The sequence below is a fragment of the Hephaestia caeni genome, assembly GCF_003550065.1.
In the GTDB taxonomy this organism is placed as follows: Bacteria; Pseudomonadota; Alphaproteobacteria; order Sphingomonadales; family Sphingomonadaceae; genus Sphingomonas; species Sphingomonas caeni_A.
The window spans coordinates 155,280-174,671 of the sequence record NZ_QXDC01000002.1; the positions used below are offsets into that span (position 1 = coordinate 155,280).

Genomic DNA, 19,392 nt, shown 5'->3' on the forward strand with positions numbered 1-19,392 from the left:
AAGCGGCGAGCCTCGTTTCGCAATCTTGCTGGAAGTCCGCTTGGCCGATCGTCTCTATCTGGATCATGCCGCCACCACCCCGATGACCGCGGCGGCGGTCGCTGCCGTGGCGCAAGGCGTCGCGCGCTGGGCGAATCCGTCGTCGCCGCACGCCGAGGGCCGTGCCGCGCGCGCCGCGCTCGAAGAGGCGCGCCGCCGGATCGCGAAGGGCTATGGCTGGCGCCATGATCTGATCCTGACGAGCGGCGCCAGCGAGGCGTTGGCGATCGCGCTTGGCCGCGCGAGTGTCGCGAGGCGGCTGGTCTCGGCGGTCGAGCACGATTCGGCGATCCGCGCGGGCGGTGGTGCGGCGATGATCGGCGTCGATGGTGACGGCCTCGTTCGCGCCGACGCGCTCGAGTCGGCGCTGGCCGGGGGTGACCGCGCGATCGTCGCGATCCAATGGGCCAATAGCGAGACCGGCGTGCGCCAGCCGATCGCCGAGCTTGCCTCAATCGTCCATGCCGCCGGAGCGTTGCTGCTCGTCGATGCCGCGCAGATGCCCGCGGGCGCCGATCCAGCGCCGATCGATCATGCCGATTTCGTCGTCGTCTCCGCGCATAAGCGCGGCGGCCCGCCCGGTGTGGGGGCGCTGCTGGTGCGCGATCTCGGCACGCTCTCGCCCACCGGCGGGCAGGAACGCGGCTATCGCGCGGGCACAGAGAATCTGCCGGGCGCGCTTGGCTTCGCCGCCGCGGTCGAGGAACCCGAGGACATCGCCCGCATGGCGGCGCTGCGTGTCACGCTCGACGATGCGATCCGGCGCTCGGGCGGCGAGGTGGTGGCCGATCAGGCCCCGCGCCACCCGGCAATCGCCTCGTACCGGATGCGCGGCATCGCAGCGGCGGCGCAACTCATCCGCCTCGATATGGCGGGGATTGCGGTCTCGGCAGGCAGCGCGTGTTCGAGCGGCAGCATGAAGCCGAGCCATGTCCTCGCCGCGATGGGTTGGCGCGACCCCGCGCTGCGCGAAGTCATCCGCATCAGCTTCGGCCGCACCACCAGCGAGGAGGACGTCGCCCGCGCGATCGTGGCCTGGCGGCAGGTATCGCGCGAAACGCGGGACGTTCTGGCATGACCTATCTCGATTATCAGGCAACGACCCCGCTCGCGCCCGAGGCGCTGGCCGCGATGCTCCCCTGGCTGGAGCGCCAGCACGCCAATCCCCATTCGCCCCACCGTGCGGGCCGCGCGGCGAAGGCGGCGGTCGAACATGCGCGCGGTCAGGTTGCCGCGTTGCTGCCGCCGGGGGGGCAGGTGGCGTTCACCAGCGGCGCCACCGAAGCGCTCAACTGGGCGATCAAGGGCACGCGCGGCCCGATCGTCACGCTCGCAATCGAACATGCCGCTGTGCTCGATACCGTGGCGGCCGAGCAGGCGCGCGGCCGCGCGGTCACGATCCTGCCGGTCGGGCACGACGGCCTTGTCGATCTCGACGCCGCGCGCGCCGCGATTGTGCCCGGCACCGGCCTCATGGCGGCGATGCTGGTCAACAACGAGATTGGCGTGATCCAGCCGATCGCCGATCTCGCGGCGCTGGCGCATGCCGCCGGCGCGCTGATGCTGTGCGACGCGGTGCAGGGATACGGCCGGGTGCCGATCCCCGACACCTGCGATCTGGTCGCGATCTCGGGCCACAAGATCCACGGCCCCAAAGGCATCGGCGCGCTCTGGATTCGCGATGGCGTGGGCGTAGAGCCGCTCCTTCACGGTGGCGGGCAGGAAGCGCCGGGCCGCTCGGGCACACTCTCGCCGGCGCTGTGCACGGGTTTCGGCGCGGCGGCGACGTTGATGAAGACGCGAGCCGACGAAGACGCCGCGCATGTTGAACGATTGTGGAACCTGGCTTCCGATGGTTTGAAGCGGCAGGGCTGGACCCTCAATGGCGCCGCCGCCCCGCGCTATCACGGCAATCTCAACCTGCGCCGCGAGGGGCTGGATGTGAACCGCCTCCTCTCCGACCTGGGTGACATCGCCTTCTCTGCGGGCTCGGCCTGTGCGAGCGGATCGGGGCGGCCCAGCCACGTTCTCCGCGCGATCGGCCTCAGCGATGCCGAGGCGCGATCGAGCATCCGCCTCGGCTTCGGCCGCATGACGACCGAGGACGAACTGGCCGCCGCGATTGCCGACATCATCGCCGCCGCCGACGCGCAGCGGGTGGCGGCATGACGCTGGTCCGCTTCATCAGCGCCGACGGCACGCGCGTCGAGGAAGCGCGCGGTTCGCCCGGCGATTGCCTGCTCGATCTCGCGCAGGCCTATGGCCAGCCGCTCGAGGGAACGTGCGAAGGGCAGATGGCGTGTTCGACCTGCCACGTCATCGTCGCAGCCGAAGATGCCGACAAGCTTCCCCCGCCCAGCGAGGAGGAGGAGGATATGCTCGATCTCGCGGTCGGCGCGACGCGTACCAGCCGGCTCGCCTGCCAGATCATGCTCACCGGCGCGATGGAAAGCCTGACGGTGAAGATGCCGCCCGGCGCGCGCGACATGCGGGGGCGCTGATGCTGGATCGGCGCACTTTCGTCGGTGGGCTGATCGCGACGGGTGCCGCCGCTTGTTCGCCACCGCCGCTATCGAACGATATCGAGAAGCGGGAACCGGATCAGCTCCCGGTGACGTTCGAACCGTCGCCCGATCTGGCGGCCATCGCCACGCGCAGCGGCGGCCGGCTCGGCGTTGCCGCGCTCGATACCGGCAGCGGCCGCCGTATCGGGCACGATCAGGACGCGCGCTACGCCTTGTGCTCGACCTTCAAGGCGCCGCTTGCGGCCGCGATCCTCGCGCGCGTCGATGCCGGCGACATCGCGCTCGACGACCGGCTGACATTCACCGACGCGGACGTGCTCGATTACGCCCCGGTGGTGAAGGCGCACCGCGCCGGTCACACGCTCACGGTCGGCGAGGCGTGCGCGGGTGCCGTCGAACTTTCCGACAACAGCGCCGCCAACCTGTTGCTCAAGCGGATCGGCGGCCCCGCCGGGCTGACGCGATTCATGCGCGCCGCCGGCGATTCGGTGTCGCGGCTCGATCGCTATGAGACCGCGCTCAACCTCGTCGGCCCCGGTGAGATTCACGACACCACGACGCCAGCGGCGATGATCGGCCTGCTGGGCGCGCTGGCGCTGGGCGAGGTGCTGTCGCCATCGTCACGCGCGCAGCTCATCGCCTGGCTGGTCGCGGGTCAGACCGGCGGCGCGCTGCTCCGCGCGGGCCTGCCGCCAGGCTGGCGCGTCGGCGACAAGACCGGGCGCAGCGGTGAGGGTGCGGTCAACGACATCGCGATCGCCTGGCCGCCGCGTCGCGCGCCGATCCTGATCGCGTCGTATCTCTACGCGCCAGACCTCTCCGCCGATCGGGCGAACGCGGTCCACGCCGATGTCGCGCGCGCGGTGGCGGCGGCGTTCGCGTGACGGCTTGATCCGCCGCGCGACCTCGCCCATATGGCGCGCGGGAGTCGGGCGGACGTGGTCATCGCCAACCCGGTCAGGTCCGGAAGGAAGCAGCCGCAACGATTTCGCCCCGGGTCGTTCCGGCTCCCACCGCAAGCCGCCAAGATTTTGCAACGCTAAATCGCGTTAAGCGGCTTGCCCGGCCGGCGGCGCTCAAGGCCGACCGACGACGCGGCTTTGCCGCGGCGGGACTTCTTTCTAACCAACCGTCCCCCAGCGCGACGTCTTGAGTAATCGCGACCGCCGATCATCGATGCCACGTGCTTGACCCGCTCGTCGCTCCAGCCTGTATAAACCGATCATCGCGCACGAGACAGGATGACGAAATGGCGGGCGGATGTTGCGGAGGATGCGAAGCGACACCGCCGCCGCAGGACAAGGCGTGGCGGCGCGTGCTGTGGATCGCGCTCGGCATCAACGCTGCGATGTTTGGGGTCGAAATCGTCGCGGGCGTCACCGCGGGTTCGGCCGCGCTCAAGGCCGACGCGCTCGATTTTTTAGGTGACAGCGCCAATTACGCGATCAGCCTCGGGGTGGCGGGGCTCGCGCTGCATTGGCGCGCCCGCGCCGCGCTGCTCAAAGGCGCGTCGCTGCTGTTGCTCGGCTCGGCGGTCCTCATCGGCACGATCTGGATGATGATGGCGGGCACGTTGCCCAAGGCCGAGACGATGGGGGTGGTCGGCGTGCTCGCGCTGGTCGCCAACTTCGCCTGCGCGCTGATGCTGTGGCGCCACCGCGAGGGCGACGCCAATCGCCGCTCGGTGTGGATCTGCTCGCGCAACGATGCGATCGGCAATATCGCGGTGGTCGCCGCCGCGCTCGGCGTGTTCGGTACCGGCACGGCGTGGCCCGACATCATCGTCGCGGTCATCCTGGCCGGGCTCGGTGTCAGCGGCGGATGGCAGATCATCGCGCACGCCCGCCGCGACTTGCGTAAGCCGGATATTCCCTTTTCCTCAACGGAGAACGAAGGGGCCCGCAGCCAAAGGCTATGGGAAGGGTGAAGGCAGGCAAATTGGTCAACTCAGCCCTCGCGCGCAGACGCCTTTCGACATCCGCGGCGCGTGTGCCTAGATAGCATCCGATGACCGATTCCCTTGATCTCGGCGAGCCGCCCCAGCCCGCGATGGCGCAGCCCTATCGCGTGCTCGCGCGCAAATACCGACCGCAGACCTTTGCCGAGTTGATCGGGCAGGATGCGATGGTCACCACGCTGGCCAACGCGATTCGGCGGGGCCGGCTGGCGCACGCCTTCCTGCTCACCGGCGTGCGCGGGGTGGGCAAGACCTCGACCGCGCGGCTGATCGCCAAGGCGCTCAACTGCATCGGCCCCGACGGCGAAGGCGGCCCCACGATCGATCCGTGCGGGGTGTGCGAGCCGTGCCGCGCGATCGCCGAGGGCCGCCATATCGACGTGATCGAAATGGACGCCGCCTCGCACACTGGCGTCGACGACGTTCGTGAGATTATCGATGCCTCGCGCTATTCGGCGGTGTCGGCGCGATACAAGATCTACATCGTCGACGAAGTCCACATGCTTTCGAAGAACGCTTTCAACGCGTTGCTCAAGACGCTGGAGGAACCGCCCGAGCATGTGAAATTCCTGTTCGCCACTACAGAGGTCAACAAGGTGCCGGTGACGGTGCTGTCACGCTGCCAGCGGTTCGACCTGCGCCGCATCCCCACCGACAAGCTCGGCGCGCATTTCGCCTGGGTGGCCGAACAAGAAGGCATCGAGGCCGAACCCGAGGCGCTGGCGTTGATCGCGCGCGCGGCCGAAGGCTCGGCACGCGATGGGCTGTCGATCCTCGATCAGGCGATTGCGCACGCGGGGATGGAAGGCGGCGGGGTCAGTGCGGAGGCGGTTCGCCAGATGCTCGGGCTGTCCGATCGCGGCGCGATGCGCGAATTGATGGGCCTCGTGCTCGCCGCCGACGCGCCGGGCGCGCTCGCGGCGCTTCGGCGGCAATATGATTACGGTGTCGACCCGCAATCGGTGCTGCGCGCGCTGCTCGAAACCGTCCACGGTGTGACATTGGTCAAGCTCGGCACGCCGCCCGATCCCGCCCAACCCGCCGAGGAACGCAGCGGTTACGAGGAATGGGCGAGCAAGCTCTCCTTCCCGGCGCTCCATCGGCTCTGGCAATTATTGCTCAAGGGGCATGACGAGGTGGCGCGCGCTTCACTGCCGATCGAGGCGGCGGAAATGGCGTTGCTGCGCGTCATCCACGCGTCGAGCCTGCCCGATCCGGGCGAACTGGCGCGCCGAGTGACGAGCGGAGAAGGGCCGTCCTCTACCGCGCCTGCGCCTGGGCCTTCGTCTATGTCCACGTCCACGTCCGCGCCTGCCGTGGCGCCACTGCCCGAAGCCCCCGCCGGACCGCCCACCGATTTCGCCGGCGTGATCGCGTTGCTCGATGGCGACGGCCAGATCGCGCTTGCCGAGAAGCTCAAGATTTCGGCGCGACTGATCCGCTACGATCCGCCCGATATCGTGCTCAGCGCGGCCAAGCCGCTCCCCGCCGATCTCGTCGCTGATCTCGCCGCCGGGCTCCAGCGCGCCACCGGGCAGCGTTGGAAGGTAACGACCGACGATGCCGCGGGCGCGCCCTCGGTGCGCGAGGCCGAGGCGAAGGAAAAGGCTGATACGCTCGATTGGGTCAAGTCGACGACGGTCGTAAAGGCCGCGCTCGACGCCTTCCCCGATGCCGAGGTGACGGCATGGGAAACCAACAGACGGAGTTAAGCGTGATGAAGAGCATCGAAGAAATGATGGCGATGGCCCAGAACGTCCAGGCCGAACTGCAAAAGGCGCAGGAAGGTCTCGATACGATCGAGGTCGAGGGCGCCGCAGGCGGCGGGATGGTCAAGGTCAGGGCGTCGGCCAAAGGCAGGATCATCGGCGTCGAGATCGACGATTCGCTGATGCAGCCGTCCGAAAAGCAGATGCTCGAGGATCTGATCGCGGCGGCGATCAACGATGCGCGCACCAAGGCCGATCTCGCGGCGAACGAGGCGATGTCCAAGATGACATCGGGCATTCCGTTGCCGCCGGGCTTCAAGCTGCCGTTCTAAAATCGGTCCGATTCGGGAACAACCGGGCGAGCGGTATCGTTGGTGCGACCAGCAACGAGGAGGGACATGCCATGTCGGACGAACGCGACCGCGTAACCGAAACCCGTACGACCGAACCGGCGGATACGCCGCCCGCGCAGCCCACGCACACGACGGTGATCGAGCGCCGCGGCGGGGGCGGCGGCATGCTGATCGGCCTTGCCGTGCTGATCGTTGTCCTCGTCGGCGCGTATTTCCTGTTCAACCAAAGTCGAAATGACAATCTGCAAACCGAGGCGGTGACGACCGCTGCCGATAAGGTCGGCGATGCCGCGAAACAGGTCGGCGATTCGGCCGAGCAGGCGGCCGAGAGCGTCACCAACCAATAGAGGCTATTTCAGGCAGGCATCGAGCCCGCCGCGCCGCACCACTCCCGCGCGGCGGGCGATCGCATTGCCGTGGCGCCGCGTGAACCCGGTGGGCGCGATCGCGGCGCGCTTCTTGGGCAGCGGCAGCACCGCCGCGATCCGCGCCGCCTCGGTAGTGCTCAGCCGCGAGGCGTCATGCCCGAAATAGCGCTGCGCACCGGCATTGGCGCCGTAGGTGCCGATCCCGGTTTCGGCGATGTTGAGATAGACTTCCATGATCCGGCGCTTGCCCCAGAGCGTCTCGATCAGCAGCGTGAACCATGCCTCCAGCGCCTTGCGCGGATAGCCGCCACCCTGGATCAGGAAGGCGTTCTTGGCGGTCTGCTGGCTGATCGTCGATCCACCGCGAATGCGCCCGCCCTTCGCGTTGCGCTGATACGCGGTCTCGATCGCCTCGAAATCGAACCCGTGGTGCGAACAGAATTTGGCGTCCTCACCCGCGATCGCCGCGCGCGCCATATCGGGATCCATCGTTGATAGCGGCATCCAGTCCTTGTGGATGCCGCGCCCGTCCATCGCATTGCCCAGCATCGTGAAGGTGACGGGCGGCGGCACGAAACGGTAAAGCGCCACCCACGCCACCGAGATCACGACGAACCAGATTGCGGCCTTGAGAACCAGCCACGGCAGCCGCCGAAACGAAAAGCGCGAGGATGTCGCCATCCCCGCGCTTTAGCGTGTTCGATCCGTGGACGAAACGGTTTCAGATCGCGATCAGGCGCTTTTCGCCCGCGAGCCGCATCATCGCCTTTTGCAGCTTCTCGAACGCGCGGACCTCGATCTGGCGGACGCGCTCGCGGCTGACACCGTACACCTGGCTCAGTTCCTCCAGCGTCTTGGGATCGTCGGTCAACCGGCGTTCGGTGAGGATGTGCTTCTCGCGATCGTTGAGATTGTCCATCGCCGAGACGAGCATGTCATGGCGGACATCGGCCTCTTGCGCATCGGCGACGATCTGGTCCTGCAACGGGCTGTCGTCGGCGAGCCAATCCTGCCACTGGCCTTCGCCATCCTCGCGCATGGGGACGTTGAGCGAGGTATCGCCGCCCATCGCCATGCGGCGGTTCATGCTCGTGACTTCGTCCTCGGTGACGCCGAGATCCTTGGCGATCTTGGCGACGTCCTCGGGCTTCAAATCGCCGTCCTCGAACGCGTCGAGCTTGGCCTTCATCCGGCGCAGGTTGAAGAACAGCTTCTTCTGCGCGGCGGTGGTGCCCATCTTGACGAGGCTCCACGAGCGCAGGATGAATTCCTGGATCGAGGCACGAATCCACCACATCGCATAGGTGGCGAGGCGGAACCCGCGATCGGGCTCGAATTTCTTCACGCCCTGCATCAGTCCGATATTCCCTTCCGAGATCAGCTCGGACACGGGCAAGCCATAGCCGCGATAGCCCATCGCGATCTTGGCCACGAGCCTGAGGTGCGAGGTGACGAGCTGCGCCGCCGCCTCGGTATCGCCATGCTCCTGAAAGCGCTTGGCGAGCATATATTCCTGCTCGGGTTGCAGGATGGGGAATTTCTTGATCTCGGCGAGATAGCGGTTGAGGCTCGCCTCGCCGCCGAGTGCGGGGATCGTCGCGGGGACGTTGCTGCCGCTGGCCATGATCGTTTCTCCCTAAAACCAGCCGAAATCACCAGACGCGTTTCGGCATGAAACTTATACGATAAGTGACGTGAACAGTTCCTGCATGTCAGCAGGCAATTCGCTATCGAAGGACAAAGCGTGGCTTTCGACGGGGTGAATGAACCCCAGATGCGCCGCATGCAAGGCTTGGCGGCGGAAACCCAGCGTTTCCAGAATCGGTCGATGAACCGGTTTTGTTCTGCCATAAACGGGGTCACCCAGCAAGGGGTTCCCGATCGAGGTCATATGGACGCGAACCTGATGCGTGCGCCCTGTTTCGAGCCGGCATTCGACCAGCGCCGCCTCGCGCAGCGGCCGGATCGTGCGGTAATGCGTCACCGCGTGCTTGCCGCCGGGCACGATCGCGATCTTCTTGCGGTTGGCGGGCGATCGCGCGAGCGGCGCGTCGATCGTGCCCGTTATCGGATTGGGGCGCCCCGCGACGATCGCCCGATAGCGCCGGTCGATCGAATGCGCCGCGAACTGCTTTGCCAGGCCGACGTGCGCGCGATCGTGCTTGGCGGCGACGATCAGCCCCGATGTATCCTTGTCGATCCGGTGGACGATGCCCGGCCGGGCGACCCCGCCGATCCCGCTCAATTGCCCCGCGCAATGGTGAAGCAATGCGTTGACCAGCGTGCCGTCGAGATTGCCCGCGGCGGGATGGACGACCAGTCCCGCGGGCTTGTCGATCACGATCAGATGCTCGTCCTCGAACACCACGTCGAGCGCGATCGCCTGCGGTTCGTTGTGCGCGGGTGCCGGCTTGGGCATTTCGACCGAGAAACGCTGGCCCGCGATCGCCTTGCGTGACGGATCACGTACCGCGACACCATCGATCCCCAGCACCTGTCCGCTCGATATCAACGCTTTGACGCGCTCGCGCGACAGGTTGGGCAGCGCCTCGGTCAGCGCGCGATCGAGACGCCAGCCATCGGCGGCTCCGGCGATCTCGGCGTCGATGATGGAAACACCCCCGTCCATGCCTTAGGAAGATGGGAATGAGGGTACGAATTTCAAGCGCGTTGTTGCGCCGCATCATCGACCAAGCGACCGGATCGCCGGGGGCCGAAGTGTGCGGCTTGCTGTTCGGATCGCCGCACCGCATCGACGCGGTGCAGCCGTGCCCAAACGTCGCGCCGGTCCCGGCCGACAGTTTCGAGATCGACCCCGCCGCCTTGCTCGCCGCACACAAAGCGGCGCGGGCAGGCGGGCCGGCGATCGCGGGCTGCTATCATTCGCACCCCTCAGGCCCCGCCGAACCGTCGGCGCGCGATGCCGCCGCGGCGGCACCCGATGGCGCGCTATGGCTGATCGTCGGCGGGATCGAGGATGGGGGCGCGGCGCGGTTGTGGCGTGCCCGGCGCGACGGGCAGGGCTTCGATCCGATCGTCCTGGAGGCGACGCCCGCTTGCGCGCCGGGCCATGCTCCGCCACAAGGCCGCGACGAAAACCCCTTGGTTCGGGAGCGATTTCCCCGATGACGATCAGTCCGGTCGAATTTGCCAGCCTGCTTTGCTCACGTCTCTGCCATGATCTGTTGAGCCCTGTCGGCGCGCTCAACAACGGGCTCGAACTGCTTGCCGACGAGCATGATCCCGAGATGCGCGCCCGCTGCCTCGAACTGCTCGGTGAAAGCGCGCGCGCCTCGGCGAGCAAGCTTAAATTCTTCCGGCTCGCGTTCGGGGCGGCAGGGGGTTTCGGAGAAACCGTCGACACGCGTGAGGCACGGACCGCGATCGAGGGATTGTTCGGCGACGCCAAACGGCTTGAGATCGGCTGGCTGGTTGACGAGGCGGCGCTGCCCAAGCCGGCGATCAAGGTGCTGCTCAACCTCGCGCTGATCGCGGGCGACGCGTTGGTGCGGGGCGGCCAACTCGATATCGGCGCCGAGCTTCGCGACGACGGCAACGTCGAGATCGTCGTGCGCGGCCAGGGGCCGCGCATCGTGCTCGATCCCGAATTGCGCGCCGCGCTCATTGGCACGCTCGACAACCCGGTCGATGCGCCGCGCGCGGCCGCGGCGTATCTCGCCGCATCGCTCGCGGCGGAGGCCGGGGGCACGATCCAGGTCTCCGATCCCGATGCCGAAATGCTGCTGTTCGGCGTCTCGATGGCCGGATAAATTGCCGCTTTTCCAAGGTGAAGCGAGTGCGGCGGCGGAACCTGGAGCGGGAATCACGCATTAAATCCGTTGCGGGAGCGTATCGCCCGCCAGCAACGGAGACAGTGATGACCCTCGGAAAGTACGCCGCCGGCCTCGGTGCCATTGCCTCCCTGCTCTGTTCGACGGCGGCGGTCGCGGCCGATGCCACGCGCTCGAGCGCGGCGCTTCCCGTCGCGGCCGGGCAACCCGCGCCGATCCAAGGGATTCGGACGGCAACGCCGCTCAAGAAGCAGAGCAATGCGATCAGCCAGAACGCGGGGATTGTACTCGGCATCGCTGCGGGCGCCGCGATCGGCACCGCCATTTACGTCGCGTTCGGGGATGATGACGACGACAATTCCGATAGCGCCGGCTAATCTTCCTTTTCGATAACGGCCATGATGGGCACCCGCCCGATCCGGGTGGGTGTCTCGCCCGCGCTTATCTGGCTAACGGCTCCTTAACCGCTCCGCGCCATAGCTAGCCCTTGCCAACGTGCGGGGCCTCATGGACGATCTGCTACAGGAATTCATCGCCGAAACCCGCGAGACGCTCGAAGCGCTCGCGGGCGAGGTCGTCGCGTGGGAGGCCGATCCCGGCAATCGCGACCGCCTCGACGCCATTTTCCGCTTCGTCCATACCGTCAAGGGAAGCTGCGGCTTCCTCGATCTGCCCCGGTTGGCGCGGCTGAGTCATGCCGCCGAGGATGTGCTGGCGGCGGTGCGTTCCGGGACGCGCACCCCCGATCGGGCGCTCGTCAACGCGGTGCTCGCGATCGTCGACCGGATCGGAGAGATCGTTGAGGCGATCGATAGCGGCCAGGCGCTCGGCGATTCGGGCGAAGACCTACTGATCGCCGCGCTGGACGGGTCGATCGATGCCGCCCCGACCGGCACGGAAGCCGCCCCGCAACCCACCGCGCGTCGCGCCGCGACACGCAGCGTCCGCCTGTCGGTCGATCTGCTCGATCGCATGATGAGCGGCATGTCGGATATGGTGTTGGCGCGCAACGAACTGGCCCGCCGGTTGCGCGACGACGCGGATCCCGATCCGCTGGTCGATGCGTCGCTCGAACGGCTGTCGCTCACCGTCGCCGAGATGCGCGACACCGTCACGCGGACGCGGATGCAGAAAATCGACGCGCTGTTCTCGGCATTGCCGCGGATGGTGCGCGATACCGCCGCCAGCCTCGGCAAATCGGTCTCGCTCTCGATCGAGGGCGCCGATGTCGAGCTTGATCGCGAAATGATCGAGATGATGCGCGATCCGCTGGGTCATATCGTCCGCAACGCGCTCGATCACGGTATCGAAACCCCCGCCGAGCGCCGCGCAGCGGGCAAGCGTGAAAACGGCCGCCTCACCGTATCGGCGCGCCAGTCTGGCAACCAGATCATCATCGAATTTATCGACGACGGTCGCGGCATCGATACCGACAAGCTTGTCCGCCGCCTTGTCGAGAATGGTGTGCGAACCCAGCGCGAATTGCGCGAACTTACCGAACTCCAGCGGCTCCATCTCATCTTCGAGCCCGGTCTCACCACCAAGGACTAGGTGACGTCGGTTTCCGGGCGCGGTGTCGGCATGGACGTGGTGCGCGCCAATATCGAACAGATCGGCGGCCGGATCGAGCTTGCCAACAATCCCGGCCGGGGCTTGCGGATCGCGATCCACGTCCCGCTCACGCTCTCGATCATCTCGACGATCGTTGTCGGCGCGGGTGCCCAGCGTTTCGCCGTGCCGCGTCAGGCGATCGAGGAGATCGTCACCGCGCGCGCCGGCGGCGCAGTGCGGATCGATCGGCTGGGCGGTGCCGCGATCGCCACCGTGCGCGACCGCCGGCTGCCGCTGCTCGCGCTCGGCGACCTGCTCGGCCTGGCCGACGATCGACGCGATCCCGAGACGCCGGAGCCCGAAACGCTGGTCATCGTCGGGGTTCCCGGCGGCAGCTATGCGATCGCGGTCGACAGGCTGCTCGACAATGAGGAACTGGTCATCAAACCCGCGCCGCCGGCGGTCATGGCGTCGGGAATCTATGCCGGGCTCACCTTGCCCGACAGCGGCACGCCGATGCTGCTGCTCGATTGCGCGGGGCTGGCCGATGCGGCGGGGTTCGTCTTTACCCGCGATCTTGCCGCCAATGACGACGAGACGGACGACACGGCGGCGGCCGACGAACCGCGCCAGCCCGCGTTGCTGTTCGTCGATCTTGATGGCGCACGCCGTGCGGTGGCGCTTGCCGCGATCGATCGCGTCGAACCGGTGTCTATCGATGCGATCCACCATAAGGGCGGGCGGCTGCGGCTCTCGATCGATGGCGGCATGATCCCGCTCGCCGCGCAGGGCGGCCTTGATGGCCGCGACGATATCCACGTCATCCGGATGAAGGATGGCGATCATGAGATCGGCTATGCGATCGCCGAAGCACTCGATATCGCCGATGTCCCGCTGGCAATGGCGATCGCGCGCGAACCCGGCCCGGTCGCGGGGGTGATCGCGCTCGACGACGATCAGATCGAGATGCTCGATGTCCACTGGCTGTTCGCCGATCAGATCGATGGCACCTTCGCCGCAAAGGCGCCGCTCTGCCTGATCGTGGGGCGCGAGGCGGCGTGGATGGCCACCTTCCTGCGCCCGGTGCTCGAGCGCGCGGGCTATCACGTCGCGGCATCGCTCAAGCCCGGTGAAACCGCCGCGGTCGTGCTGGCGATGGAGGATGATCCCATCCCCGCTCACGCCGCCGGGCCGCTCGTGCGGCTCAGCCGGATGCGGGGTGGGGCAGGGGCGGACAGCATCTATCGCTACGATCGCGCCGGGTTGCTCGGCGCGCTTGCGGCCCATCGCACGGAGGCGCGCGCATGAACGGCCTGTTCCTCATCGCGGAGATCGGCGGCCGCGCGGTCGCGATCAGCGCCGATCAGATTGAATCGGTGGTCGATATCGGCACCGTCACGCCGATCCCGCTCGCCGACGCGCGTGTCCGCGGGCTCGCCGCGTTGCGCAGCCGTGTCGTCACCGTCATCAATTCGTGCGTCGCGCTCGGCCTGCCCTGTCCGGGTGACGCCGCGCGCCGCGCGGTCATCACGCATATCGACGGCCACCCCTATGCGATGCTCGTCGAAGGGGTGGAGGATGTCGCGGTCTACGACGTCCAGCCGCTCACCAGCGGCGTCGCGCTCGATGCCGGCTGGCGGAGCATCGGCACCGGGCTGATCGAGCTGCACGGTGAGCCCGTGCTGGCGATCGACTTGCGCGCGCTGGTGCCCGGCCTCGCCGCTGCTGCCTGACGGCGCAGGGGCAATTAACGGGAAGATTACGGAATTCGGGCACAGATCGGCGCAGGGGTCATAACAGGGTGCGTTCACATGAAGACTTGTCTCGTGGTCGACGATTCGAAGGTTATTCGAAAGGTCGCCCGCCACATCCTCGAAACGCTTGATTTCGAGGTTACCGAAGCCGGCGACGGGCGCGAGGCGCTCGACGCGTGCCTCGCAAGCACGCCCGATGTGATTCTGCTCGATTGGAACATGCCGGTGATGAGCGGCATGGATTTCCTGCGCGCGCTGCGTGACCGGGCCTTCGCGCAGCGGCCCAAGGTGGTGTTCTGCACGACCGAGAACGGCATGGCTTATATCCGTGCCGCGATCGAGGCGGGCGCCGACGAATATGTGATGAAGCCGTTCGATCGCGAGACGCTCGAGAGCAAGCTCCAGATCGTCGGTATGGCCTGATTCGCGGCCCGCGCCCATGTCCACATCGCCTCGCGAGGCAGCCCCGCATCCCCGGTTCGGCGCGACACCTGCGCGAATCCTGATCGTCGACGATTCGGTCGTCGCGCGCGCCGTGATCGGCCGCCTGATCGACAATGGCGAGCGCTTCATGGTCGCCGGGGCGGTGTCGGACGCGCACGCGGCACTGGCCTTCCTCGCCGACAATCGGGTCGATATGGTGCTGCTCGATATCGAGCTGCCAGGCATCGACGGGTTGTCGGCGCTTCCGGACATCATCGCCGCCGGCAACGGCGCCAAGGTGCTCGTCGTGTCGTCGAACGCGCATGACGGTGGCGCGGCGGCGATCCAGGCGCTCGCGCTGGGAGCGGCGGATACACTCGAAAAGCCCGCCGGCGGCGCGCATCTCGGCGCATTCGGCGATCTACTCGCGGCCAAGCTCGGGCGTCTCGTCCAGACGCAGGCGAGCGATCGCGGCGCGCCGACGCCGACGTGCTTTCCGCTGCCGCGCGGTGACGATTTCGATGTCGTCGCGATCGGTGCCTCGACCGGCGGCATCCACGCGCTCAGCCGCCTGCTGCGCGCGATCCCGCCCGATTTCGCGCTGCCTGTCCTCATCACCCAGCATCTGCCCGATTCGTTCATGCCCTATTTCGCAGCACAGATCGCCTTGCTTGCCGGGCGCCCCTGCGCGGTTGCTACCGAGCATATGCGGATCATGCCCGGCCGGGTGATCCTGGCGCCGGGCGACGCGCACATCCGTGTCGTCCGCTTGGGCGGCGGCGCGGCGATCCGGCTCGACCGGCAACCGGTACCGAGCGGATGTATGCCCTCGGTCGATCCCATGTTCGCCTCGGTCGCACGGGTCTACGGCGCGCGTGCGTTGGCGGTGGTGTTGAGCGGTATGGGCCGCGACGGGGCCGAGGGCGCGCGCGCGATCGCCGATGCCGGCGGCTGCGTCGTGGCGCAGGATCAGGCGAGTTCGGTTGTGTGGGGGATGCCCGGTGCGGTCGCCAATGCCGGGATCGCCTCGGCCGTCTTGACCCCCGACGCGATCGGCCAGGTCGTCGTCGCGCGGCGGCGAATACCGTGACGGGGGCAGGGCCGCCCGGGCCGGTCGTCCGATCGAACCGCGCGATGAACGTTATCGCCGCGCTGCTCGAATCGCGCACCGGGCAACAGATCGACGCCAGCCGGGCATGGCGGATCGAAACCGCGCTAAAGCCGGTGCTTCGGGCACGCGGGATCGAGACCCTGGATGGGCTGGTGGCGCGCATACTCGACGGGCGCGCGCCCGAGCTTGCGGAGGAAGTGGTGGACGCGTTGCTCAATCAGGAAAGCTCGTTTTTCCGCGACACGCAGGTGGTCGAGATGGTCGCCGATGCGGCGGCGCGCTTCGGGCGCGACAATCCGGGCCGGCGCGTGCGCCTCTGGTCGGCGGGCTGCTCGACCGGGCAGGAACCGCTGTCGCTCGCAATGCTGTTCAGCGAACAGGCCGGGTACGAGGCATCGTCGCGACCGGAGATCGTCGCGACCGACGTTTCCGATGCTGCGCTCGCCCGTGCGCGCGAGGGGCGCTATTCGCAGTTCGAGATCCAGCGCGGGCTGCCCGTCCGGCGGATGATGCAATGGTTCGAACGCGACGGCGCCGATTGGGTCGCGCGGCCCGAGCTGGTGCGCCAGGTCCAGTTCCGGCGCCAGAATCTCGTCGGCGATCCGCCGCCGGTGGGGCGTTTCGATATCGTGCTGTGCCGCAACGTCCTGCTCTATCTCGCGGCCGGCATGCGACGGCAGATTTTCGATACGTTCGCGCAGGTGATCCGCCCCGGCGGGTTGCTGGTGCTCGGCGCAGGCGAAACGGTGATCGGCCAGACCGACGCGTTCCGGCCGAGCCCCGCGTTCCGCGGGCTCTACGAGGCGACGGGCCGGGTGGCCGAATCGGTGCCGCTCGCGCGCGCCGGCTGAGCGCGCTTTACAACCCGGCGCCGCCGCGCCAAGCCTCGGCGATGATCGAGGCGCCGTCCCCCAATTTCGACGTGCGCGACCTGCCGGTCTCGATGATCGTGCTCCATTATACGGGCATGGAGACCGGCGAGGCCGCGATCGCGCGGCTGCGCGACCCCGAAGCCAAGGTGTCGTCGCATTATGTCGTCGCCGAAGACGGCATCGTGCTCCGCCTCGTCGACGAGGCCGACCGGGCGTGGCACGCGGGCAAATCGTCGTGGCGCGGCATCACCGACGTCAATTCGGCGTCGGTGGGGATCGAGATCGTCAATCCGGGCCATGAATTCGGCTATCGCCCCTTTCCCGACGCGCAGATCGCCGCGGTCGTGCGCCTCGTCGCCGGCATCAAGGACCGTCACGAGATCACGCGCGGCAACGTCGTCGGCCATTCGGATGTCGCCCCCGCGCGCAAGCGTGATCCCGGCGAGCTGTTCCCCTGGCACGAACTCGCGCGACGTCGGCTCGCGCTGCCGCGCCCGACGCGCAACCTGATGGATCCGCATTGGACCGAAGGCGGCTTCCTGATGGCGCTCGAGCGTTTCGGCTATGACACCAGCGAGCCGATGGCGGCGATCATGGCGTTCCAGCGCCGCTTCCGCCCCGAGTTGGTCGATGGCGAAGTCGATGCCGAATGCCGCATGATCCTGCTCGCCCTGCTGCTTCCCCAGCCGCAGGGGGATGATTGATCGGCTTGCGGTGCCGGTCCGCTCATCCACCCGACCTTCCAACGCCAGTATGATATGGGAGGTCGGGTGGGGGATTGGGCCGGCACCGCTTCCCATAGCGCCGCGCAGGCGCTATTGCCGACAACGTCAGAGGGCCGGGCGGCCGCGTTGCGCGTTCGCGCGCACCGAGGAAAGTCCGGGCTCCACGGAAACGACGGTGCCGGGTAACGCTCGGCGGGGGTAACCCCAGGGAAAGTGCCACAGAGAGCAGACCGCCGACGCCCCCCGTGGGCAGGCAAGGGTGAAAGGGTGCGGCAAGAGCGCACCGCGCGGCCGGCAACGGCAGCGGCATGGCAAACCCCACCGGGAGCAAGACCGAATAGGGGTGCCACAGGGGCTTTGTTCCGGCCCGGCACCCGGGTTGGTCGCTTGATCCCGAACGCGAGTTCGGGGCTAGAGGAATGGTCGCACATCCCGCTTTGGCGGGAGGACAAAACCCGGCTTACAGGCCCTCTGACGCCGATGCGAGGCGATTAGCGTCGCTAATCGTCGTTGCGCGCATCGGCGCGGCCGGCCTCGCATCAGCGAGGACCGACGGCGTGCGATTCACTCGCACGCTTGCGCCTATGGTTTGATCCTTGCTTGCGCTTCCCGGTTGGCGGCTTATGTCGGCAACGATGTCCACCGCGCGACGCTCGACCGACTGGGGCTTTCCCCGCTGGCGGGGCTACGGCTCCGAGCGTGAGGCCGTGCGCGTGCGCCTGTGTGATCGGCACGGCTGCGAGGAACCGGGCGACCGGCCGGCGCCCAAATCGCCCAACAGCAAAGATCGCTGGTATTTCTGCGAGCAGCATGCCGCCGAATACAACCGTAACTGGAATTATTTCGAAGGCCTGAGCGAGGAGGAAGCCAAGGCGCGCGAGGCTGAGGAACAGCGCGACGCCAGCGGCTTCGCGGAAGCCAAACATTATGGCTGGGGCGGGCCCGGCGACGGCAGCCGGTCGCGCGATGAGATGCGCGCGCTGGCGGTACTCGAGCTGGAACCCGACGCGGACTTCGCCGAGGTTCGCACTGCCTATCGCCGTCTCGCCAAGGCGAACCATCCCGATACCAACCCGAACGATGCCGAGGCGGCGGCGCGCTTCCAGGCGGTGCAGGCAGCCTACGACGTGCTGCGCATCGCCGAGGAAAACCGCGAATGGCGCCCCGATTGAGGTGCAATGCTCCTGCGAAAGCAGGAGCGGACGGTTCCTAACCCGCCGAAACGTACCGCCCGGCGGTCGCGCGGATCAGCGCGATCATGTTGGGAATCCCCTGCGTTCGGTTCGAACTGAGCTGGTTCCTGAGGTCGAATGGCGCCAGCGCTCCCTCGATATCGGTCGCGAGGATATCGGCGGGTGCCTGGTCCTGCACCGTCAGCAGCACCAGCGCGATGATTCCCTTGGTGATCGCGGCGTTGCTGTCGGCCATGAAATGCAGCGCGCCGTCGTCGCGGACGGTGGGATAGACCCACACCGACGCCGAACACCCCCGCACCAGCGTCGCGTCGGTCTTGAGCGGTTCGGGCATCGGCGCCAGCGTTCGGCCCAGATCGATCAGCAGGCGATAGCGGTCGTCGCCGTCGAGGAACTCATATTCGTCTTGCAGTTCGGTGAGATGGCTCATGCCGCGCGAGCTAGGCGCTTCGAGCCGCTTTCACAATCCCGTCATCCCCGGCACGATGCGTGGATCACAAATCCACCCCAGCCGCGATCGCTTCGAGCTTGCGGATGCGTTCCTTGAGATCCGCGATCTCGATGCGCGCGCTCGCGTTGGGCAAGGTCCGGTCGCCTTCGGCCTCGTGCCGGGCAGCGAGTTCCTCGTGCTTGAGCTGGAGCCAGCCGCGCCAGCCGGTCAGCCCGGTATAGGCCAGCATCGCGATCGCCGCGAGGCCGGCGGAGGCCAGGGTCATGTAAAGAATGCTGTCAGTCATCATGACGCGTCCTTTCGTTGTTACGGTCGCGCAATGCTTCGATCTCACGGTCGAGGCGTGTGCTCGAATTGTCATCGGTGGCGAGTCGTTCGAGGGTCTGAATCCGCTCCTTGAGCGCGCGGACTTCCTCGCGAAGCCGGTCGGATTCCCGCCCATCTTCGCTGGACCGGGCGGTGTTTCCGGCGGTGTATCGCAGTTGGATGATCCGTCCGATGACCACGATCATCACGATCATCACAACCATTTCTGGACCATTCATGTCAGGTTCTCCCTGCTATCTTTTC

23 protein-coding genes, 2 other RNA genes and 1 pseudogene are annotated in these 19,392 nt (G+C 67.4%); 20 read left to right on the top strand and 6 right to left on the bottom strand.

Annotated elements, in window-relative coordinates; translation table 11 throughout:
* Nucleotides 1-40: 40 nt before the first annotated feature.
* The 9 genes from DFR49_RS00655 (at nucleotide 41) to DFR49_RS00695 (ending at nucleotide 6,930) form a co-directional block, all read left to right on the top strand.
* On the top strand, nucleotides 41-1,117 hold the full coding sequence (locus DFR49_RS00655; protein WP_245968179.1) for a cysteine desulfurase family protein: 1,077 nt from the start codon (nucleotides 41-43) through the stop codon (nucleotides 1,115-1,117).
* Entirely contained in the window at nucleotides 1,114-2,208 is a 1,095-nt protein-coding gene (locus DFR49_RS00660) for a cysteine desulfurase family protein (RefSeq protein WP_119034136.1), read from the top strand. Before DFR49_RS00655 ends, DFR49_RS00660 begins: the two co-directional genes overlap by 4 nt.
* Nucleotides 2,205-2,540 carry a 2Fe-2S iron-sulfur cluster-binding protein gene (locus DFR49_RS00665; RefSeq protein ID WP_119034137.1) on the top strand — a complete coding sequence of 112 codons (336 nt, stop codon included), beginning with the start codon at nucleotides 2,205-2,207 and terminating at the stop codon, nucleotides 2,538-2,540. The genes DFR49_RS00660 and DFR49_RS00665 overlap by 4 nt, the downstream gene beginning before the upstream one ends.
* The gene (gene bla, locus DFR49_RS00670; protein ID WP_119034138.1) at nucleotides 2,540-3,448 is read left to right on the top strand and encodes a class A beta-lactamase; all 909 of its coding nucleotides are present in this window, start codon (nucleotides 2,540-2,542) and stop codon (nucleotides 3,446-3,448) included. The genes DFR49_RS00665 and bla overlap by 1 nt, the downstream gene beginning before the upstream one ends.
* A gap of 37 nt (nucleotides 3,449-3,485) precedes the next feature.
* Nucleotides 3,486-3,581, top strand: an RNA gene (ffs, locus tag DFR49_RS00675) — signal recognition particle sRNA small type.
* A gap of 232 nt (nucleotides 3,582-3,813) precedes the next feature.
* A complete protein-coding gene (locus DFR49_RS00680; RefSeq protein ID WP_119034139.1) occupies nucleotides 3,814-4,491 on the top strand; it encodes a cation efflux transmembrane domain-containing protein in 678 nt (225 codons plus the stop codon).
* Between the two features lie 80 nt (nucleotides 4,492-4,571).
* A complete protein-coding gene (locus tag DFR49_RS00685; RefSeq protein WP_119034140.1) occupies nucleotides 4,572-6,233 on the top strand; it encodes a DNA polymerase III subunit gamma/tau in 1,662 nt (553 codons plus the stop codon).
* A gap of 5 nt (nucleotides 6,234-6,238) precedes the next feature.
* Nucleotides 6,239-6,562: a YbaB/EbfC family nucleoid-associated protein gene (locus DFR49_RS00690; protein WP_119034141.1), complete on the top strand. Its 324-nt coding sequence runs from the start codon at nucleotides 6,239-6,241 to the stop codon at nucleotides 6,560-6,562.
* A 71-nt stretch (nucleotides 6,563-6,633) separates the two neighbouring features.
* Entirely contained in the window at nucleotides 6,634-6,930 is a 297-nt protein-coding gene (locus DFR49_RS00695; RefSeq protein ID WP_245968180.1) for a hypothetical protein, read from the top strand.
* A 3-nt stretch (nucleotides 6,931-6,933) separates the two neighbouring features.
* Here DFR49_RS00695 and mtgA read toward each other — a convergent pair whose 3' ends face one another.
* From mtgA to DFR49_RS00710, 3 genes are read right to left on the bottom strand one after another with little or no spacing between them, the layout of a single operon-like run.
* Entirely contained in the window at nucleotides 6,934-7,632 is a 699-nt protein-coding gene (gene mtgA, locus DFR49_RS00700) for a monofunctional biosynthetic peptidoglycan transglycosylase (RefSeq protein WP_119034142.1), read from the bottom strand.
* A 40-nt stretch (nucleotides 7,633-7,672) separates the two neighbouring features.
* The gene (gene rpoH / locus DFR49_RS00705) at nucleotides 7,673-8,575 is read right to left on the bottom strand and encodes an RNA polymerase sigma factor RpoH (protein WP_119034143.1); all 903 of its coding nucleotides are present in this window, start codon (nucleotides 8,573-8,575) and stop codon (nucleotides 7,673-7,675) included.
* Nucleotides 8,576-8,629: 54 nt separating this feature from the next.
* Nucleotides 8,630-9,580, bottom strand: a complete 951-nt coding sequence (locus tag DFR49_RS00710; protein ID WP_119034144.1) for an RluA family pseudouridine synthase — start codon at nucleotides 9,578-9,580, stop codon at nucleotides 8,630-8,632.
* A 17-nt stretch (nucleotides 9,581-9,597) separates the two neighbouring features.
* Here DFR49_RS00710 and DFR49_RS00715 point away from each other — a divergent pair, with 17 nt between their 5' ends.
* The 11 genes and pseudogenes from DFR49_RS00715 to DFR49_RS00765 all read left to right on the top strand — a co-directional run bounded on the left by DFR49_RS00715 (nucleotide 9,598) and on the right by DFR49_RS00765 (nucleotide 18,350).
* The gene (locus DFR49_RS00715; protein ID WP_119034145.1) at nucleotides 9,598-10,080 is read left to right on the top strand and encodes a Mov34/MPN/PAD-1 family protein; all 483 of its coding nucleotides are present in this window, start codon (nucleotides 9,598-9,600) and stop codon (nucleotides 10,078-10,080) included.
* A complete protein-coding gene (locus DFR49_RS00720) occupies nucleotides 10,077-10,721 on the top strand; it encodes a histidine phosphotransferase family protein (RefSeq protein WP_119034146.1) in 645 nt (214 codons plus the stop codon). The genes DFR49_RS00715 and DFR49_RS00720 overlap by 4 nt, the downstream gene beginning before the upstream one ends.
* Nucleotides 10,722-10,828: 107 nt before the next feature.
* Nucleotides 10,829-11,119 (top strand): hypothetical protein, encoded by a 291-nt coding sequence (locus DFR49_RS00725; RefSeq protein WP_119034147.1) that lies wholly within the window; start codon nucleotides 10,829-10,831, stop codon nucleotides 11,117-11,119.
* Between the two features lie 130 nt (nucleotides 11,120-11,249).
* Nucleotides 11,250-13,601: pseudogene (locus DFR49_RS00730) on the top strand (chemotaxis protein CheA).
* On the top strand, nucleotides 13,598-14,026 hold the full coding sequence (locus DFR49_RS00735; RefSeq protein WP_119034148.1) for a chemotaxis protein CheW: 429 nt from the start codon (nucleotides 13,598-13,600) through the stop codon (nucleotides 14,024-14,026). Before DFR49_RS00730 ends, DFR49_RS00735 begins: the two are co-directional and overlap by 4 nt.
* Nucleotides 14,027-14,104: 78 nt before the next feature.
* Complete coding sequence (locus tag DFR49_RS00740) at nucleotides 14,105-14,470, top strand: response regulator (protein ID WP_119034149.1); 366 nt, start codon at nucleotides 14,105-14,107, stop codon at nucleotides 14,468-14,470.
* 16 nt (nucleotides 14,471-14,486) lie between these two features.
* A complete protein-coding gene (locus tag DFR49_RS00745) occupies nucleotides 14,487-15,560 on the top strand; it encodes a chemotaxis protein CheB (RefSeq protein ID WP_119034150.1) in 1,074 nt (357 codons plus the stop codon).
* Nucleotides 15,561-15,604: 44 nt separating this feature from the next.
* Entirely contained in the window at nucleotides 15,605-16,432 is an 828-nt protein-coding gene (locus tag DFR49_RS00750; protein WP_119034151.1) for a CheR family methyltransferase, read from the top strand.
* A gap of 41 nt (nucleotides 16,433-16,473) precedes the next feature.
* Nucleotides 16,474-17,157: an N-acetylmuramoyl-L-alanine amidase gene (locus DFR49_RS00755; protein ID WP_119034152.1), complete on the top strand. Its 684-nt coding sequence runs from the start codon at nucleotides 16,474-16,476 to the stop codon at nucleotides 17,155-17,157.
* A 126-nt stretch (nucleotides 17,158-17,283) separates the two neighbouring features.
* Nucleotides 17,284-17,657: RNase P RNA component class A (gene rnpB / locus DFR49_RS00760), an RNA gene on the top strand.
* 156 nt (nucleotides 17,658-17,813) lie between these two features.
* Nucleotides 17,814-18,350 (top strand): J domain-containing protein, encoded by a 537-nt coding sequence (locus tag DFR49_RS00765; RefSeq protein WP_119035196.1) that lies wholly within the window; start codon nucleotides 17,814-17,816, stop codon nucleotides 18,348-18,350.
* Nucleotides 18,351-18,387: 37 nt separating this feature from the next.
* Here the strand turns inward: DFR49_RS00765 and DFR49_RS00770 are convergent, their stop codons facing one another.
* The 3 genes from DFR49_RS00770 to DFR49_RS00780 all read right to left on the bottom strand — a co-directional run bounded on the left by DFR49_RS00770 (nucleotide 18,388) and on the right by DFR49_RS00780 (nucleotide 19,367).
* Nucleotides 18,388-18,801: a SufE family protein gene (locus DFR49_RS00770; RefSeq protein ID WP_119034153.1), complete on the bottom strand. Its 414-nt coding sequence runs from the start codon at nucleotides 18,799-18,801 to the stop codon at nucleotides 18,388-18,390.
* A gap of 64 nt (nucleotides 18,802-18,865) precedes the next feature.
* A complete protein-coding gene (locus DFR49_RS00775; RefSeq protein ID WP_119034154.1) occupies nucleotides 18,866-19,108 on the bottom strand; it encodes a hypothetical protein in 243 nt (80 codons plus the stop codon).
* Nucleotides 19,101-19,367: a hypothetical protein gene (locus DFR49_RS00780; protein ID WP_119034155.1), complete on the bottom strand. Its 267-nt coding sequence runs from the start codon at nucleotides 19,365-19,367 to the stop codon at nucleotides 19,101-19,103. Before DFR49_RS00780 ends, DFR49_RS00775 begins: the two co-directional genes overlap by 8 nt.
* Nucleotides 19,368-19,392: the final 25 nt, after the last annotated feature.